This is a genomic window from Rhizobium sp. NZLR10 (genome assembly GCF_019685125.1).
Classification (GTDB): domain Bacteria; phylum Pseudomonadota; class Alphaproteobacteria; order Rhizobiales; family Rhizobiaceae; genus Rhizobium.
Genome location: NZ_JABDWE010000003.1, coordinates 186,851 through 201,974, shown reverse-complemented (window position 1 = coordinate 201,974; position 15,124 = coordinate 186,851). Strand labels below are relative to the sequence as shown.

The following is a 15,124-nucleotide window of genomic DNA, read 5'->3' as shown; positions in this document are numbered from 1 at the left end:
GATCAGACCGCGATCGGCGCCTTGATGCTGGCATCGGCCTCGTAGCCGATCAGCTCGAAATCGTCGAAGGTGAAGTCGAAGATGTCCCTTACATCGGGGTTGATGCGCAGGAAAGGCAGCGGCTTCGGCCGGCGCGCCAGCTGCAGCTTCGCCTGGTCGAAATGATTGTGATAGAGATGGGCGTCGCCAAGCGTGTGAACGAAATCGCCGGGCTTCAACCCGGTCACCTGAGCCACCATCATCGTCAAAAGCGCATAGGAGGCGATGTTGAACGGCACACCGAGGAAAATGTCGGCCGAGCGCTGATAGAGCTGGCAGGAAAGCTTGCCTTCGGCGACATAGAACTGAAATAGACAATGGCAGGGCGGCAGCGCCATCTCGTCGACCTCGGCCGGATTCCAGGCCGAGACGATGTGGCGGCGCGAATTCGGGTTGTTGACGATACCTTTGACGAGGTTGGCGATCTGGTCGATATGGCCGCCATCCGGCGCTGGCCAAGAGCGCCACTGGGCGCCGTAGACCGGCCCGAGATCGCCGTTTTCGTCAGCCCACTCGTCCCAGATAGAAACGCCGTTCTCCTTGAGATAGCGGATGTTCGTCTCGCCCTTCAGGAACCAGAGGAGCTCGTGGATGATCGAGCGCAGATGCAGCTTTTTCGTCGTGAGGACGGGAAAGCCCTCTTCGAGATCGAAGCGCATCTGATAGCCGAAGACCGAGCGCGTGCCGGTGCCGGTGCGGTCGCCCCGGTCGGAGCCCTTTTCCATCACATGGGTCAGGAGATCGAGATATTGCTTCATGTTGCGCTGATTCCGTTTGCGTTAATTTAAGCCTCTAGCAGCAGGAAACCAATCGCCGGCAGGCATTTTCCCAATATTTCTGATGGATCGCATAACGCTTTTATGACGTTTGCCCTTTCCATCGGCTGAGGAAACCACTATATCACCCGTGCTAGCTTTCGGGCTGGCTATGGCGATAAATGAGCGGTGTAATAAGCCTATTGGACCCGGGGGCGGTACCCGGCGCCTCCACCAAAAACCGGCGGCCTCGAAGGCCGGCTTTTGATGGGGGCGAAACAGGATCGACAAGGGTGTAAAGATCGTCTTTTTGCTCGGCATTGTACCGCCGTTATCGGGCTAAAATTGTAGTTGCAAACGACAACTATGCGGAAGCTCGTCTCGCTGCTTAATCGCGGTGTGACACTTCAATCAAAGTCCTAGTGGTTCGCACCTCTAGGCGGGGTCCGAAGGCACCTGGCAACAGAAGCCTTCACCTTCTCCCTGCCGCCGAAATCATGTATGCTGCTTAAAAACGTGACTCGGCTCCGGTCTTTCCCAAGGCGCCTGGACGTGGCATATAACCTTGTGAAAAGACTTCCGAACCGACGAAAGACAGGAAAAGCATGGGGCAGGATCATATCCGCTACGACATTCTGGCACAGGATGCACTTCGCGGCGTCATCCGCAAGGTTTTGGCGGAAGTCGGAGCGACGGGCCGCCTGCCGGGCGACCATCACTTCTTCATCACCTTCCTCACCGGTGCCACCGGCGTACGCATTTCCCAGCACCTGAAGTCGAAATATCCCGAGCAGATGACCATCGTCATCCAGCATCAGTTTTGGGAGTTGAAGATCACCGAGACGCATTTCGAGATCGGCCTTTCCTTCTCCGACGTTCCAGAAAAGCTGGTCATCCCGTTCAATGCGATCCGCGGCTTTTACGATCCCTCCGTCAATTTCGAGCTCGAATTCGACGTTCCGCTCGCCGATGGCGAGGAATTGCCGTCCGGTGAAATCACCGCCTATCCAGTCGACGCGGCAGGAAAGTCGGATGAGGCCGCAGGAGCAAAACCTGCCGATGGCGAAGAGAAGAAACCGGGTTCGGTCGTCTCGCTCGACTCCTTCCGCAAGAAGCAGTGATTGAAGGGAGGCCAAGCCTCCCTTTTTCATAAGGATTAAGGCCCCGCATGAGTGCCGAAATCGTCAATCTGCGCCAATTCCGCAAGAAGCAGGCCCGCTCCGAAAAGGAGACGCAGGCCGAACAGAACCGTATTTCCTTCGGCCGCACCAAGGCCGAAAAGCAGCTCACCCGCAGCCTGAACGAAAAGGCTGACAGGGCGCATCGAGACGGCCGGATCGAGACGGATGACGATGGCCCGTGACGGTTTCATGCAAAGCTTGAACAGCCGGAGTGGGCTCTGAAAGTTTTGTCTTGTGCATGTCGTTGTCCCGCAACTGCTGCACACTTCCGGGCGACCTGCATTGAGATCAGCCACTTATGCGGTTTGCATGAATCGATCTGACAATCCCATCAAGATGTAAAGCCGCTTCATGATCCGCAAGCATTCGGCGACATTACACGGCCACCGCACCAGTTTCTCGCTGGAGGATGAATTCTGGGCCGAGCTGAAGACGATCGCCGCAAGCCGCTCTATACCGCTCGCCGCGCTGATTTCGGAGATCGATGATCATCGGCCGCCAGACAGCAACCTGTCCTCGGCGCTCCGGCTGCATGTGCTCGCTTGGGCGAAAGCCGGCGCTACTGCATAGTTCTTAAATCGGAATCGAAAGCGTTACAGCGTCCTTTGCGCGTCTTTCAGACGCGCGGCGCTGTAGCCGCGAGCTGTAATCAAATCCCATGCATTTTCATTGCGCCTGAACGCCTGGCACCTGGTCGAAATTGAGCGAACCGGGCAGCGGCCCGCTGCGCCGCGCCGCTTCCGCCTCGGCGGCAGCCCTCGCCTGCGCATCCGCCTTGGCTTTGGCTTCCGCCGTGCGTGCAGCCTCAGCCTCGGCAGCAGCCTTTTGCGCCGCCGCTGCCTGCGCCAATGCGCGCAGTCGCTCTTCCTCCGCCTGCCGTTGTTGCTCGATCTCAGCCGCCTTGACGCGCTCGGCGTCATTGAACCGGTAGAGTGCTGCCTCGCGCCGCAGCCGCTGCTTTTCGAGCACGATCGCTTGTAGCCGCTCGACGCGCCGGCGCTCGCGCTCAAAAGCGCGTAGCGACAGATAGCTGGTGATATCGGTCACATCCATCGTCTTGCCGGGCGACGGCAGCATGCCGGAAAAATTCAGCCTGAGCGCCGGCTCGGCGCCGGACAGCGCTTCCGTGCCCGGATTGAGCCCGACGCCCAGCGTCGCGGTGATCCGCTCCTCCGGCAGCGCGATCTGCGCATCGGCGGTGATGCGGGCCAGATCGTTGGCGACGGTGACGTTCTGCACGCGCAATGTCCCATCGGTGATATTGAAGGGGATGCCGAGTGGCGGCAGCTTCGCCTCTCCGTTGCTGAGCAGCGTCTCGACGATAGGATGCACCTTGCCGGCATTGATCTGCTCCTGCATGGTGTCGGTCGCAGCAAGCAGCGGTGGAAGGATGGCAAGGTTCAGCCCACGTATGCTGGTTTCGCCGAGCCTCAGTTCGCCCGAACCGTTGAGCGAACTGGCAATCTCGCCGATCGTCTTGCCCGAGGCTTCCATCGACAGCGACAATCCGAATTTGCCGTTGGCGATCGGCGCGCCGTCGCGCAACCAGACGACGCCGGCAAGATCGGAATCGGCAAGTGCAAGCTTCGTCTGCAGGAAGCCGGTACCATCGGCATTGGTGAACAGCAGATTGCCGGAGAGCTTTCCGCCATCCAAGTTGCCGGCCATGTCATTGAGCTGCAGCTCGTCTCCCTTGTAGGCGACGTTGCTGGTAAAGTCGGTGACCTCCGTTTCCGGCAGACCGGGCCAGAACTGCTTGGCCGTCAGCTTCACATTGACGTCGAGATCCTTGAAGACGGGCAACCCGAGCGGCGCCGTCGTCAGCGCGCCATTGGCGGGATCGACGATCTGGCCGAACACCGCCTCGCCGAGCCAGCCGGCATCAGCCTTGGAGAGCCTCAGCTCGCCGGACGCGGTCGTCTTCGCAGCCTTCCGGTCAAAGCTTAGCGCGCCTGAAAACTCGTTGTCGGCCGCATGGCCCTTGAGATCGGAAAAGACGATCTTGTCGCTATCGACGGCGGCATTGACCTGCAGGCCGAACGGCAGCCCGGTTCCCGTCTGCGGCAGGGCGATCCCGTTCATGATGAGGTAGGGGTCGATGTCGGCGCTGTCGAGCGAAAGCACGATCTGGCCGTTCATGAAAGTCTCCGGCCGGACATCGACCTTACCATTGGCGGTGAACGAGGTCCGGTCGGTCGCAAAGGTCAGCGCCGCATCGGCAGGATCGTTGCCCGATGCCTTCACCTTCAGTGTCAGGCGGCCATTGGCGCCGACATCGACCGGCAGCGGATCGAGCCCGGCCTGGCCGAACAAGACGGACGGCACGGCGTTTTCGAGCGTCGTTTCGAGGCTCGTCGTGCCGTTGCCGGTCAGCGCCAGGAGATCGGACATGCGGTAGTCGAGATTGACGCGGCTGCCATTCGAGACGCCCGCCAGCGTTACCGTCAGGGCGTTGCCTTCATCACCGCCGAGCGTCAGCGCGCCGCGCAGCGCCGTATTGCCGTACCAACCGGCATTGCGCACCAGCCGGTCGAGCACCGGGTGATGCGGCAGGTGCTCGCGCAGCATGGTGAAGAAGCCGCCGGGATCAGCCGATTTGAAGGTGATCTCGCCCGCGCCCTTGTAGTCGAGCAGCGAGCCTTCCGCCCTGCCGGTCGCCGTCAGCTCGGCGCCGGCGATGTTCTTGATCGACAGCCGGTCGACGGCAAGCGCGCCGTCGGCGATCGTGAAGGTGGTCTCGACATTTTCGGCATCGACGCCGAAGGCGGTGAACTTGTCGGCCTTGAGCTGGGCGGCAATCTTGTGGTCCAGCACGTTGTCGCCGGCATCCTGGCCAGTCATCAGCCCGCTCAGCGCCTGCAGCGCATCGAGATCGAGCGTATCACCGTTCAGCGCCACCGACAGCGTCGGCGTCTGGCCGGAAAGCGCCTGCCGCTCCAGCCGGCCCTTCAGGGTCGCCGGCCCGATGGCGATTTCAAGATTTTCGAACCGCTGCAATTCATGTGTCAGGCTGACATTGGCGGAAAAGCCCGCCTGCCGCAATTGCCGGATGGCCGGATCGACCGAGCCGGCAAGCCAGGAGGCAAGTCCCGTCGGCTGGCTGGAGGCCACCACGATCTGGCCGTTGAACGAGGCGTCGCCCTGAAGCAGCAGCTTGCCCTTGCCTTCCACCTGCGTACGCCCCGGCAGCGTACCGCTGGCGCTGTCGATCATCCAGCCGGTACCGGCCGGCTCCAACTCCAGTTGCACGTCGCGCAGCGTCGTATCGCCGGCGACGATCGCCGGCAGCTTGACACTCGCCTTGCCCGGCACCTGCGGAATCGGCACCTGGCCGATGACATCGATCAGCGAATTAAGGCGCTGGCGTGCCGAAACCGCCGCGTCGCGCGTCGTCTTGCCGGCCTCACCCTGATTGCCGATGCGGTTGACATCGATCTGCTGCCCGTCGGCGGTCAACAGGAATTCCGGCTCATTGCCGGTATCCAGCGTCGCCTCGCCGGTTATGACGTAGGGATCGTCGGTTGGGCCGATCTCCATCCGGTATTCGGGAATGCGGATGCGTTCGTTGGTGAGCTCGAAGCGGCCCTTGACGCGCGGCGGCTGCTCTTTCTTGTTGGCGGGCTTGGCACTGTTGCGGTTTTCAATCGCTGCCGAAAGCTGGCCCTGATAGTTCGGCTTGCTGTCGACGAGCTTCAGTTCACCGTCGAGATCGATGCTGACGGGGTGCTTGTCCGGCGAAAGCTTCGTGCGCATGCGCAGCACGCCCTTCTCGTCCGGCTGGCTGCTCGAGATCGAAAAGCTGCCGTGCTCGCCGTCAAGGGCCGCATCGCCCTCGATGCGCCAGGGGCCGGCCAGCGACTTGGCCGACATTTCCGCATTGAAGCCGGTGATGCGGCGTGAACGGCCCGACTGATCATCGATGAACTCGACTTCGCCGCCACTGACATGCACGTTTTCGAGAACGACGGTTTTCGCCGGTATTTCGGCGCGGCTGCCGCGCATCCAGTCGAGCGTGCCGTCCTTGAGCAATCTCAGGCGCACCTTCGGATTGACGACGCGCATGTCGAAGATCAGCGCCTCTCCCGACAGGAAAGGCGCGAGTTCCGCATCCATGGAGAACTGCTCGACCTGGACGATCGGCGTGCCGTCCGCTTCCTGGCCGACGCGCACATCATGCAGCGTGACCGACGGAAACGGCAGGAGCCGCGCATCCACCGTCCCGTAGACAGTGACTTTCTTGCCGATGATGCGGCTCGCCTGATCCTCGAAATTCTTGCGGAAATCCGTCCAGTCGATGAATAGCGGCGCAAGCAGCGCCACAAACAGCGCTACGACGATCACTCCCCCCAGAAAGACGAGGAACCGGCCTACCAATTCAAGGATTCTCCATTCGGGATTCTGGTGCCGACACTAGAGCACTTACAGCAAAAGTGCACAGCGGTTTTGCCGGGAAAAGCGCGAAGTGATGTTCTCAGCGAATTGCGGAAAAACAAAAACACAGAGCATTTCCGAAGTGCAGAGAACGGAAATGCCCTAGCGCTGTCGATGCCGGGGCGAAGGCCCAAGTTCAGGAGAATATTCCGGTCAGCCATGGTAGAAAATCTTGCCGGGATTGAAGATATCGTCCGGATCGAGCGCCTGTTTCACCTGTCGCATCAGATCTACCGCGCCTCCGAGTTCCTGTTTCAGAAACGCCATCTTGCCTTGACCGATCCCGTGTTCACCGGTGCATGTCCCGTCCATGTCGAGCGCCCGCCGGTTGAGCCGCTGCACGAAACTCTCGGCCATGACGATGTCTTCGGCGCGTCTATCGTCGAACAACAACAGCACATGGAAGTTCCCGTCGCCGGCATGGCCGACGATCGGTCCCAGCAGCCGGTGCTCCTCGATATCCGCCTGCGTTTCGGAAACGCAATCGGCGAGCCTCGATATCGGAACACAAACATCGGTCGAAAGTGCGGCAAGCCCAGGCGCCAGCGCCCTTGCAGCCCAATAGGCGTCGTGGCGGGCCTTCCAGAGTTTCGTCCGCTCCTCGGCATTGGCGGTCCACAGGAATTCGGCCCCGCCACATTCTGCCGCGATCTCCGCGAAGGCTGCCGATTGAAGCGGCACCGTCTCGTCGGTGCCGTGGAATTCGAGGAAGAGCGTTGGGCTTTCGGCATAGGAAAGCTTGGAATAGGCATTGCAGGCCCGCATCTGCACCGTATCGAGCAGCTCGATGCGCGCCACCGGAATACCCATCTGGATCGTCATGATGACGGCATCGCAAGCAGCCTTGACGCTCGGAAAGGCGCAGGCGCCACCGGCGATCTTCTGCGGAATCGCCTGCAAGCGCAGCGTCACCGAGGTCAGGATGCCGAGCGTACCCTCAGCGCCGACGAAGAGCCGCGTCAGATCGTAGCCGGCGGAAGACTTGCGGGCGCGCCGCGCCGTGCGGATCTCCTCGCCATTGGCGGTGACCGCGGTGACGGCAAGCACATTGTCCTTCATCGTCCCGTAGCGCACGGCATTGGTGCCGGAGGCCCGCGTCGACGCCATGCCGCCGATTGAGGCATTGGCGCCGGGATCGATCGGGAAGAACAGGCCGGTATCGCGCAGATGGATGTTCAGCGCTTCGCGCGTCACACCCGGCTCGACGGTGCAGTCGAGGTCCTCCGGATTGACCTCGAGCACGCGGTTCATGCGGCTGAAATCGATGGAAATACCGCCATTGGCGGCATTGACCTGGCCCTCCAGCGAGGTGCCGACGCCGAAGCCGATCACCGGCACCTTGTGGGCCGCACACGCCCTGACCGCCGCCTTCACATCTTCGGCGCTCTCGGCAAAGAGCACGCCGTCGGGCAACTGCGGCGGGATGTAGGTGGTCGTGTGGGCATGCTGTTCGCGGAAGGACTGGCCGGTCTGGAAGCGCTCGCCGAAGCTCTGCTTGAGAATACCGAGCACGGCGGCGATGCCCGCCTCGTTGCGTGTGCCGGCCTTCGCGTCCTTCAGCGCCATCCCTTTAATCTCCCTGCCATTCCGCCGAAACCGTATCGTGTCCCGCAGGCTACAGCGCCGCGCGTCTTTTCAGATGTGCAAAGGACGCTGTAGAACTTTAAAATTGCTGCATAATTTCATCCTTAAATCGATTCCGATTTAAGGAATTATGCAGCAGGCTGGGTATGCGGCAAGTCAAAGCGGCTGTCCAGTTAAGATTGGCAGAAGATTTCATTCCCCCTTTGTTATAGGCCGGTAGCCATACACAAAGTCCGCCGTCTCCGGCGCCTCAGACGATCGGCGGGTTGAGCCGCGCAAAACCCTCTTGCCGCCGATAGGGGAAATAGGGATAGGGCACTGTTACAGCGCTGACGGCGTCGAGCCTTTCGATCTGATCCTTGGACAGGCTCCAGCCGACCGAACCGAGGTTTTGCCTGAGTTGCTCCTCGTTGCGGGCGCCAATGATGACGCTCGATACCGTCGGCCGGCTGAGCAGCCAGTTGATGGCGATCTGCGGCACCGTCCGGCCGGTCTCGGCTGCGATGGCGTCCAGCACATCGATGATGTCGAACAGTTTCTCGTCGTCGACCGGCGGGCCATACTGCGCCGTCTCGTGCAGCCGGCTTGACGCCGGCAGCGGTTGGCCGCGGCGGATCTTGCCGGTCAACCGTCCCCAGGCAAGCGGGCTCCAGACGAGGGCTCCAACGCCCTGGTCGGCGCCGAGCGGCATCAGCTCCCATTCGTAATCGCGGCCCGCCAGCGAATAATAGACCTGATGGGCGACATAACGCGGATGGCCGTGGCGCTCGGCGACGGCAAGCGATTTCATCAGCTCCCAGCCAGAAAAATTCGAAACCCCGACATAGCGGATCTTGCCCGATGCCACGAGCCCGTCGAGCGTCGACAACACCTCCTCGACCGGCGTCGAGGCATCGAAGGCGTGAAGCTGCAGGAGGTCGATATAGTCGGTCCCGAGCCGGCGCAACGCATCTTCCGTCGCACGGATCAGCCGCGCCCGCGACGTTCCCCAGTCCTGCGGCCCGTCGCCCGTTGGCAGCGCCGTCTTCGTCGAGATCAGCACAGCGTCGCGCCGGCCGCGAATCGCCTGGCCGCGCACCTCTTCGGAAGCGCCGGCCGAATAGACATCGGCCGTGTCGAAGAGATTGACGCCGGCTTCGAGGCAGATATCGACGAGCCTTCGCGCCTCCTCCGCATCGGTATTGCCCCAGGCGCCGAACAGCGGCCCGCTGCCGCCGAATGTGCCCGCGCCAAAGCTCAACACCGGCACTCTGAGGCCGGATGCGCCGAGATTTCTGTAGTCCATGGATCTGTCTCCTTCGTTTCCTGTAGGATAGACCTTGGCCGTTTGGTGATATAGATTGCATTCCAGCAAATCATCTGTGACTTGAATTCATCATGAGCCGTCAGGACATTAACCGCTCCGGTGAAATGGAAGTCTTCGTCAGTGTCGTCGAGCGCGGCGGCTTTTCCGCGGCCGCCATGGCCCGCCGCATGACGCCGTCGGCCGTCAGCAAGCTCGTCGCCCGGCTGGAGGCACGCCTCGGCGCCCGCCTTGTCAATCGTTCGACCCGCAAGCTGCAACTGACGCCCGAGGGCTGCGCCTTTTATGAGCGCAGCATCGCCATCCTTGCAGATATCGGCGAGGCGGAACGCCATGCTTCGACCGGCGAGGAAGCCGCCGGCCGCATCCGCATTAACACCAGCGGCTCGTTCGGCTATCATGTGCTGGCGCCGCTGGTTCCAGCCTTCATGGCGCTTCATCCCGCCGTGACGCTGGATATTTCCCATACCGACAGGATTGTCGACCTGATGGAGGAACGCGCCGACGTCGCGATCCGCGCCGGCCCCTTGAAGAACTCCAGCCTGATCGCCCGCAAGCTCGGCGCCACCGGCAAGATCATCGTTGCCTCGGCGGATTATCTCGGGCATCACGGCGAGCCACGCACGGTCACCGATCTCCACCGCCACTGCCGCATCGGCTTTTCCTACGTCCGCGCCGTCGAGGGCTGGCCGCTACGCGAAGGAGGCGAGACGGTAACTGTCCCGATCATGCCGGGCGTACAGGTGGGAGACGGCGAAGCCATGCGGCATCTGGCGCTATCCGGCGCCGGCCTCGCAAGACTTGCCGCCTTCACCGTGCGCGCCGATATCGATGCCGGCCGGCTGGTGCCGGTGCTCGAAAACCTCAATCCCGGCGATCGCGAGGAATTCCACGCTCTCTATATCGGTCAAGGCGGCCCGCTGCCGGCACGCGTGCGCGCGCTGCTCGATTTTCTCGCCAGCCACGTGCGTCTCTGATGCATCGCGGCCAAACCGTTCAGCAGTTCGCGACGACGACGCGCATAAAAACAATGGCTTGACGGGCCGGATGAATCAATTTCGCAGTCCAGGACGCCGATAAAGCCCGATTTCGCAATTGACCGTCCGCCTCGCACCCGCCTATACCGGACCGCGCTAGGCGGTCTTTGCCACCGGCCGCTCTTTGCCATGCCGGGACATCCTCCCACCTTCAGCCTCAGGGCTTGGCACCGGCCAGGAAAGATACGGGGAACATGTCACCCAGCGACGCAAGCCGCCTGCTGCGCGATACCGGCCTGCCGAAATGGGCGCTGCTGCTGGCGCTTTCGCTCGCTTTCACCGTCTTCCTCGAACTCTTCGCCCTGCCTGCCTCGCTGCTGATCGGGCCGATGGTCGCAGCGATCTTGCTGGCGCTCGCCGTCGGCAAGGGAAAGCTTCATGTGCCCTTCTGGCCGCTGCAGCTCGGCCAGGTCCTCGTCGGCCTCATGATGGCGCGCACCATTACGCCAGACATTCTCGGCACCATGGCAAAGGACGCACCGCTCTTTCTGCTGTTCATCTTCTCGGTCATCGCCATCGCCACCAGCCTCGGTTGGCTTCTGACACGCTGGCAGGTCCTGCCGGGAACGACTGCCGTCTGGGGCTCCTCGCCGGGCGGCGCGTCCGCCATGGTCATCATGTCGGAGGCGTATGGCGCCGACGCCCGCCTCGTCGCCTTTATGCAATATCTGCGCGTCGTCTTCGTCGCCGTCGGCGCCTCTGTGATCTCGCGCCTGTGGGTGGCGGCCGACGGTGCCGAGCAGCCGCCGCTCGTCCTCTTCCCCGAAGTCGACTGGCCGGCCTTTGCGGCGACGTTAGCTTTTGCGGCCTTTTGTACCTATGGCGTAAAACGTCTGCGCATCCAGGGCGGCACGATCATCGTGCCGCTCTTTCTCGGCGCCTTTCTGCAGGGCTCGGGCCTCCTGAAGATCGAGCTGCCGATGTGGCTGCTTGCCATCGCCTATGCGCTCGTCGGCTGGAGCATCGGCCTGCGTTTCACCCGTTCGATCATCAACCACGTGGCGCGCGCCCTGCCGCGGGTATCGGCCTGCATCCTCCTGCTGATGGCGCTCTGCGGCTGCATGGCGGCTGCCCTTCATATTTTCGCCGGCATCGATCCGCTGACGGCCTATCTCGCCACCAGCCCCGGCGGCGCCGATTCCGTCGCCATTATCGCCGCCTCCAGCGATGTCGACGTGCCCTTCGTCATGGCGATGCAGACCGGCCGTTTCCTGGTGATCCTGATGATCGGCCCGATGCTCGCCCGCTTCACCGCCCGCCGTTCAGGCCTTGCGGAAAACCCCGTGTAAAGCGCCGCGCAGAGTTGTGGACGAGCGTTGCCCACTGGCCAGGCGTCATGCCATAGGCCTTCTTGAAATGCCGGTTGAGATGGCTCTGGTCGGCAAAGCCCGTTGCCGCTGCCGTATCCGAAATCCCCTCGCCTGCGCCGATCATCGCCCGCGCCTGCTGCAGCCGCCGCATCAGCAGGTAGCGATGCGGGCTGGTGGCGAAGGCCGTCCGGAAATGCCGCGACAACGCGAAACGGTCGAGCCCGGTCACCGCCTCGAGTTCACCGGAGCGTACCGGCCGCGTTGCATGCGCCTCGAGATAATCCCGCGCCGCCCGCGCCTGCCGCCAGGCAACGCCGCCGAGCGGCCGGCGCGGCATCGACGCATGCCGGGACAGCCCGCCCGCCACCTGCGACAGGAAATCGTCGACGAAAAGCTCATCCAGTTCGCGGTCGAGTTCGCTGAGAGCGGCGAGCAGCACACCCGCCAGCGCCGGATCGCCGATGACGGGTTCGTCGACGAAAGGCAGGCCGACCCCATCCGCCTCCAGGCATTCGAGAAGCAACGACGGCTCCAGGTAGAGCATACGGTATTGCAGCCCGTCCTCGGTCCCTGCCCCGCCGTCATGCTCCTCGTCCGGATGCAGCACGATCACCTGCCCCGGCAGGCTGAAACGTTGCTCACCGCGATAGCGGAAGGTCTGCACCCCCTTCAGCGTCACGCCGAGCGCATAGGTGTCGTGACGGTGCGGCTCGAAGGCATTGCCTGAGAATTGCGCCCCGATGCGCTCGATGCCGGGAAAAGCCGGCGCCGCCAGGATGGCGTTGCCGGATGGTCCTGCGCACAAACGTTCAAGACCTTCGAAGGCCTGCGGATGTAGATCCTGGCTCAATGGGCCCGATACTCCATGACCGATACAGAGGTAACTGTCCGATGTTTGATACCAAAATTGCCGTCGTCCTGCGAAACAATCTTGCCGGCTGGCAGAAGCTGAACGTCACCGCCTTCCTGATGAGCGGCATCGCCGGCGGGCATCCCGAGATCATTGGCGAGCCCTACAAGGACCGTGCCGGCAATCTCTACAATCCACTATCGATCCAGCCGATCATTGTTCTCTCCGCTGACGAGGCGACGATGTCAGCCGTCCACCGCCGTGCGCTGGAGCGCGATATCACCGCCTCGCTGTTCATCGAGGAAATGTTTGCGACCGGCCACGACGCGGCCAACCGCGCCGTCTTCGCCGAGTTTGCGCCCAACGATGCCAAGGTGGTCGGCATCGCAATACGGGCCGAAAAGAAGATCGTCGACAAAATCACCAAGGGCGCGACGATGCAGCAATAACAAAACGGCCGGGCATGGCCCGGCCGCTTCAAAGACGGAAAAATCCCACTCAGCCCTGGGTGATCGGCGCGATCTGGATTTCGACGCGGCGGTTCTGGGCGCGGCCGGCCTCGCTCGCATTGGAAGCGACCGGCTGCGAAGGGCCGAAGCCGACGGCTGACACGCGGCGCTGGTCGATTCCCTGGCCGCCGAGGTAATCGGCAACCGAAAGCGCGCGGCGCTGCGACAGGTCCTGATTGTGTTGCAGGCTGCCGGTCGAATCCGTATGGCCATTGACGTCGATCAGCGTGCGATTGAATTTGCGCAGCACGATCGCCACCGAATTCAGCGTCGGATAGAAGCCCGGCTTCACCGCGTCCTGGTCGACGTCGAAGGTGATGTTCGACGGCATGTTGAGGATGATGTTGTCGCCGTTGCGGGTCACCGAAATGCCGGTGCCTTCGAGCTGGGCGCGAAGCTCGGATTCCTGCTGGTCCATGTAATTGCCGATCGCGCCGCCGGCGAGTGCGCCGACGCCGGCGCCGATCAGCGCTGCGTTGCGCTTGCCGTGGCCGCCGCCACCGACAGCCACGCCGACGAGAGCGCCCCCGAGGGCGCCAAGCGCCGCGCCGCCCGCCGTATTGGAAACCTTCTGTTCACCGGTATAGGGATCGGTCGTCGTGCAAGCGCTGAGATAGCTTGCTGCAACAGCCAGAAGTAGGAATTTCTTGATCATGGACAGGTCGGTCTCCGTTCAAAGCTGATGCGAGCAAATGGCAAGGATTGCGGCAAGAAAATGAAGATGTGCTGTTGATAAGGGAATTTCAGTCGCCGAAACAGGCGCCATGTTGCGGGAATGCGCTGATATCACCGGTTTTGACAGATCGACCACGCTTACGGGCAGCAAGGTGCGACGATAAGCCCGGTAAGAAGGCCCGAATGCATGTCGCCCGGAACTGTGCAGCGGTTCCGGGATAACGACATACATAAAAACAAAGACTTAAAGCGCGAGAAGCGAATCCGAAGGATCGCGACGCGCTTTAGGGGCCGTCTCGAACCACGAGGGTGGCGGGCTGGGCGATCGCTTAGAAATTCTGGAACAACTGCCTTACCGTATCATAAGTGGCATTTGCGATATTCAGCGATTGCAAGCCGAGCTGCTGCTGCGTCTGAAGCGCCTTGAGCTTGCTGGACTCCTCCTCCATGTCGGCATCGACGAGGCGGCCGATGCCGGCGGTGTTGTTATCGTGCAGTTTGGTGGCAAAGTCGTTCTGCAGGTTGATGCGTTTTTCCAGCGCGCCGAAGGCCGAACCGACCGTCGTCAGCTGCGTCAGCGCCGCATCGACAACGCTGATCATCTGCCCGATCTGGCCTTTCGTCATACCTGTTGCCACCGAGATCACCACCTGGCCGGCCGTGGTGCCGTTCTTGCTCGTCATCAACACGTAGTTCTGTGCGGCGCCGAGTTCGGTGGCGAAATTGGACGAGGTCAGCACGCCATATTCACCGGAACCGGTGGCACGGTCGTCGATCAGATAGCGCGCATCCTTGGAGGTCGTGGCTCCGACCGGCGTCGTGTCGATATGATAGCTCAGCATGCCGACGGAGACCGTCCCGTCGGCATTGCGGATGAAGGAGGCCGGAATCTGGCGCGGCTGCGTCGGCGTCGCGTCGTTGTTGAGGATCACCCAATTGTCGCTGTTGAAGGTTGCTGATTCAGAAACACTGCGCAGTTGCTCCTGCAACTGCTTGATCTCTTCATCGACCTTGTTCTTGTCGATGCCGTCTTCGGTTGCGGCAACCAGCTTGGCTTTGATCTCGGAGACGACGTCGATGACGTTCTGGACGCCGGTATAGGCTGTGCCCATCGTCGCAGCCGCCATGCCGAGCGCATCCTGGATCGCCGAAACCGCCTTGTTGTCAGTGCGCGCGGTGGTGGCGACCGACCAGTAGACGGCATTGTCGGCGGCTTTTGCGACACGCATGCCGGTCGTGATGTGGTTCTGCGTGACCGTCATATTCCGGTTGATATCGCGCAGCACATGAAGCGCCGCGTCCACGGAGACGCGCTGATAAATACTCACGGGAACTAAACTCCAAAACGCAAAACAGACGCAAACGACACAAGAAATGAACCGTTGCCGCGCGGACATTCATGTCCGAGGTCGCTGGAACTCCAGCGAATTGCAGCCTTCAAGAAATGAAG

Annotated in this window: 13 protein-coding genes and 1 other RNA gene; 7 read left to right on the top strand and 7 right to left on the bottom strand. The window is 61.9% G+C overall.

Annotation, left to right across the window (positions count from 1 at the left end):
• Positions 1-2 precede the first annotated feature (2 nt).
• A complete protein-coding gene (locus HJB82_RS06595; protein WP_221139733.1) occupies positions 3-797 on the bottom strand; it encodes a thymidylate synthase in 795 nt (264 codons plus the stop codon).
• A 111-nt stretch (positions 798-908) separates the two neighbouring features.
• Here HJB82_RS06595 and ssrA point away from each other — a divergent pair.
• From ssrA to HJB82_RS06575, 4 genes are all read left to right on the top strand, one after another.
• Positions 909-1,271, top strand: a transfer-messenger RNA (tmRNA) gene (gene ssrA, locus HJB82_RS06590).
• A gap of 128 nt (positions 1,272-1,399) precedes the next feature.
• The gene (locus HJB82_RS06585) at positions 1,400-1,915 is read left to right on the top strand and encodes an SspB family protein (protein WP_207581084.1); all 516 of its coding nucleotides are present in this window, start codon (positions 1,400-1,402) and stop codon (positions 1,913-1,915) included.
• Positions 1,916-1,962: 47 nt separating this feature from the next.
• Positions 1,963-2,157: a DUF4169 family protein gene (locus HJB82_RS06580; RefSeq protein ID WP_221139732.1), complete on the top strand. Its 195-nt coding sequence runs from the start codon at positions 1,963-1,965 to the stop codon at positions 2,155-2,157.
• Between the two features lie 169 nt (positions 2,158-2,326).
• Positions 2,327-2,545 (top strand): ribbon-helix-helix domain-containing protein, encoded by a 219-nt coding sequence (locus HJB82_RS06575; RefSeq protein ID WP_207581085.1) that lies wholly within the window; start codon positions 2,327-2,329, stop codon positions 2,543-2,545.
• Positions 2,546-2,641: 96 nt separating this feature from the next.
• On the opposite strand, the gene HJB82_RS06570 is transcribed toward HJB82_RS06575, so the two are convergent.
• The 3 genes from HJB82_RS06570 to HJB82_RS06560 all read right to left on the bottom strand — a co-directional run bounded on the left by HJB82_RS06570 (position 2,642) and on the right by HJB82_RS06560 (position 9,275).
• Positions 2,642-6,349, bottom strand: coding sequence for an AsmA-like C-terminal region-containing protein (locus HJB82_RS06570; RefSeq protein WP_221115772.1), 3,708 nt, complete (start codon positions 6,347-6,349; stop codon positions 2,642-2,644).
• Positions 6,350-6,559: 210 nt separating this feature from the next.
• Positions 6,560-7,972, bottom strand: a complete 1,413-nt coding sequence (locus HJB82_RS06565) for an FAD-binding oxidoreductase (protein ID WP_207581087.1) — start codon at positions 7,970-7,972, stop codon at positions 6,560-6,562.
• A 268-nt stretch (positions 7,973-8,240) separates the two neighbouring features.
• Positions 8,241-9,275: an aldo/keto reductase gene (locus HJB82_RS06560; RefSeq protein WP_221139731.1), complete on the bottom strand. Its 1,035-nt coding sequence runs from the start codon at positions 9,273-9,275 to the stop codon at positions 8,241-8,243.
• Between the two features lie 92 nt (positions 9,276-9,367).
• Here HJB82_RS06560 and HJB82_RS06555 point away from each other — a divergent pair, with 92 nt between their 5' ends.
• Positions 9,368-10,270, top strand: a complete 903-nt coding sequence (locus tag HJB82_RS06555; RefSeq protein WP_221132073.1) for a LysR family transcriptional regulator — start codon at positions 9,368-9,370, stop codon at positions 10,268-10,270.
• Positions 10,271-10,524: 254 nt separating this feature from the next.
• A complete protein-coding gene (locus tag HJB82_RS06550; RefSeq protein WP_221139730.1) occupies positions 10,525-11,619 on the top strand; it encodes an AbrB family transcriptional regulator in 1,095 nt (364 codons plus the stop codon).
• On the opposite strand, the gene HJB82_RS06545 is transcribed toward HJB82_RS06550, so the two are convergent.
• Positions 11,579-12,490, bottom strand: a complete 912-nt coding sequence (locus HJB82_RS06545; protein WP_207581091.1) for an AraC family transcriptional regulator — start codon at positions 12,488-12,490, stop codon at positions 11,579-11,581. The two genes, HJB82_RS06550 and HJB82_RS06545, sit on opposite strands and share 41 nt — an antisense overlap.
• A gap of 41 nt (positions 12,491-12,531) precedes the next feature.
• Between HJB82_RS06545 and HJB82_RS06540 the strand changes: the two genes are divergently transcribed.
• Entirely contained in the window at positions 12,532-12,939 is a 408-nt protein-coding gene (locus HJB82_RS06540) for a DUF2000 family protein (protein ID WP_221132076.1), read from the top strand.
• A gap of 49 nt (positions 12,940-12,988) precedes the next feature.
• Here the strand turns inward: HJB82_RS06540 and HJB82_RS06535 are convergent, their stop codons facing one another.
• Positions 12,989-13,654 carry an OmpA family protein gene (locus HJB82_RS06535; protein ID WP_003564977.1) on the bottom strand — a complete coding sequence of 222 codons (666 nt, stop codon included), beginning with the start codon at positions 13,652-13,654 and terminating at the stop codon, positions 12,989-12,991.
• A 349-nt stretch (positions 13,655-14,003) separates the two neighbouring features.
• Positions 14,004-15,002 carry a flagellin gene (locus tag HJB82_RS06530; protein ID WP_207581093.1) on the bottom strand — a complete coding sequence of 333 codons (999 nt, stop codon included), beginning with the start codon at positions 15,000-15,002 and terminating at the stop codon, positions 14,004-14,006.
• Between the last annotated feature and the right edge of the window lie 122 nt (positions 15,003-15,124).

What these genes read in the sequence shown, in the direction of transcription:
- HJB82_RS06585 (WP_207581084.1), top strand. Translation starts at nt 1,400, where the DNA reads ATGGGGCAGGATCATATCCGCTACGACATTCTGGCACAGGATGCACTT.
- HJB82_RS06580 (WP_221139732.1), top strand. Translation starts at nt 1,963, where the DNA reads ATGAGTGCCGAAATCGTCAATCTGCGCCAATTCCGCAAGAAGCAGGCC.
- HJB82_RS06575 (WP_207581085.1), top strand. Translation starts at nt 2,327, where the DNA reads ATGATCCGCAAGCATTCGGCGACATTACACGGCCACCGCACCAGTTTC.
- HJB82_RS06560 (WP_221139731.1), bottom strand. Translation starts at nt 9,275, where the DNA reads ATGGACTACAGAAATCTCGGCGCATCCGGCCTCAGAGTGCCGGTGTTG.
- HJB82_RS06535 (WP_003564977.1), bottom strand. Translation starts at nt 13,654, where the DNA reads ATGATCAAGAAATTCCTACTTCTGGCTGTTGCAGCAAGCTATCTCAGC.
- HJB82_RS06555 (WP_221132073.1), top strand. Translation starts at nt 9,368, where the DNA reads ATGAGCCGTCAGGACATTAACCGCTCCGGTGAAATGGAAGTCTTCGTC.
- HJB82_RS06595 (WP_221139733.1), bottom strand. Translation starts at nt 797, where the DNA reads ATGAAGCAATATCTCGATCTCCTGACCCATGTGATGGAAAAGGGCTCC.
- HJB82_RS06540 (WP_221132076.1), top strand. Translation starts at nt 12,532, where the DNA reads ATGTTTGATACCAAAATTGCCGTCGTCCTGCGAAACAATCTTGCCGGC.
- HJB82_RS06550 (WP_221139730.1), top strand. Translation starts at nt 10,525, where the DNA reads ATGTCACCCAGCGACGCAAGCCGCCTGCTGCGCGATACCGGCCTGCCG.
- HJB82_RS06565 (WP_207581087.1), bottom strand. Translation starts at nt 7,972, where the DNA reads ATGGCGCTGAAGGACGCGAAGGCCGGCACACGCAACGAGGCGGGCATC.